A 1855-nucleotide genomic window follows, 5' to 3' on the forward strand; every position below is an offset into this window, starting at 1 on the left:
AGCCACCAGGAGATCCTGCTGCCGACGCGGCTGCTCGTGCGCGACTCGACGGGGCCGGCGCAGCTACCGCCGGCGTAGCGCTCTGTTGTATGTACTTATAGGTAACATACCCCTCCCTGTCCCATCAAAAACACCGCTCCGTTCAACAAAAAGACGCAGGCGAGCCGCCGCTCCGCTTGCGCTGTATGCCAAACGGGCCTCCCTCGCCGGATGGCGTGAAAGGCCCGTTCTTGCTGGTTAGCCGAGCATGCGTCGATACTGCTCCAGGACTCGCTCGCCGTCGCCGCCCAGCTCTTTGTCGTAATGGAGCAGGAACCGCTCGATGTAATCGTCGGCAAGACGGTGCTGCCTGAGCGCGAGGTACAGTCGCGCCGCTTCGAGGGCGAGCGCTTCGTTCAACGGGTCATGCCGATGCTGCTTCTGGATAATCTCCAGCGCCTGACGCGTGCTGCCCTCGCTCTCGAGGCGCACCGCCAGCTTGCCTGCCGTCTCGTGGAACAGTCGCCGGAACTGCTGGACTCCCGGCATCTGGATATCCAGCAGGACCAGATCCGGACGCTCCCGCATGATGTGCTTCATCGCCTCAGCCACCCGCGTATATCCCTCGACCCTGCCGATCAACCCAGCTTCGACCAGCGCATCCTCCAGCTCCTCAATGGCCGGTCTGTCATCGTCGATGATGACGGCATGCATCCTCATGGTTGGTCACCTCCCGGTAATCTCATCGTCACGACGGTCCCGCCGCGCTCCCCCCGCTCGATCGCCAGCGAGCGTCCAAACATTCGCAGCAGACGCCGATTGACGTTGGCGAGGCCGACGCCGCTGCCGTCGCCGCTAGGCGGCAGAGCAGACTCCCGATTCCACCGCTCGAGCTGCCCGGGCTGGATGCCGATGCCGTCATCGGCGACGCTGATCTCCACCTCTCCGGCGATTCGGCGCATCGCAATCGTGATCGTCAGCGGCTCGCCGTCGATGTCGTACCCGTGTCGCACGGCATTTTCTACGAGCGGCTGGATGACCATCGGCGGGATCATCGGCTCGCACGACTCCAGCGCATAGACGATCCGCAGACGTTCGCCGAGCCTCGCCTGCTCCAGCGACAGATACGCCCTTACGAGTGCCAGCTCGCCTCCGAAGGGGACCAGCGACTGACCGTTGCCAAAGTCGAAGCTGGCTCGCAAGAAGCGACTCAGCTCGCGCAGCAGTTGGCTCGTCCGGGCCGCATCCCGCTTGCTCATCCAGATGATGGTGTTGAATGCATTGAACAGGAAGTGAGGCCGGATCTGCGCGCGCAGCATCGCGACCTCCGAGTCGAGCAACTGCGACGCGGAGCGCTTGAGCTGGGTGAGCGTTCGTACCCGCGCCATCAGCTCCTCCCGTTCGTATGGCTTATGGATCAGATCATTGGCTCCGGCAGCCAGTCCCGCTTCATTGATCCGCACGCGGGAGGTCGCCGTCGTCATCAGGATAGGCAGCTCGATCAGGCTGCGCGTCTCCCGGATCTGCCGACACAACGCGAACCCCGACCCGTCCGGCTGCAGCATATCGATGATAGCCAGATCGAGCGTGTCTGCGCCGGAGAGCGCCTGCAGCGCTTCGGCGCCGCTGCGAGCCTCCACCGCCTCGTAGCCTTCGGCCTGGAGCAGCCGCGTCAACGCCCGGCCCTGCAGCAGCTCGTCGACGACGAGGATGCGGCTTGGCGTCTCGCCGACCTCCGGGCGGTACTCGGTCACCGCCGCAGACTCGAGATCTGCCGCCATGCTCGCCCCCGCTCCCGCCGCGACCTCCGACTCGGTCGCCAGCGCCGCCGCTGCCAGCTCCTCGGCAGACGCCGCCGGATCGGCGAGCGGCAGCC

At 65.4% G+C, this 1855-nt stretch carries 2 protein-coding genes; both read right to left on the reverse strand.

Features of this window, described 5'->3' with window-relative positions:
• Positions 1 to 237: 237 nt before the first annotated feature.
• On the reverse strand, positions 238 to 699 hold the full coding sequence (locus PA598K_RS08860) for a response regulator (protein WP_128656609.1): 462 nt from the start codon (positions 697 to 699) through the stop codon (positions 238 to 240).
• Positions 696 to 1855 (reverse strand): histidine kinase (locus tag PA598K_RS36040; RefSeq protein ID WP_185601736.1); only part of this gene is annotated, 1160 nt, incomplete at its 5' end. The genes PA598K_RS36040 and PA598K_RS08860, both read right to left, overlap by 4 nt.

Source organism: Paenibacillus sp. 598K (assembly GCF_003851045.1).
Lineage (GTDB): Bacteria > Bacillota > Bacilli > Paenibacillales > Paenibacillaceae > Paenibacillus_D.

Excerpts from the sequence above, each read along its gene's own strand:
- PA598K_RS08860 (WP_128656609.1), bottom strand. The coding sequence starts at position 699 with ATGAGGATGCATGCCGTCATCATCGACGATGACAGACCGGCCATTGAG.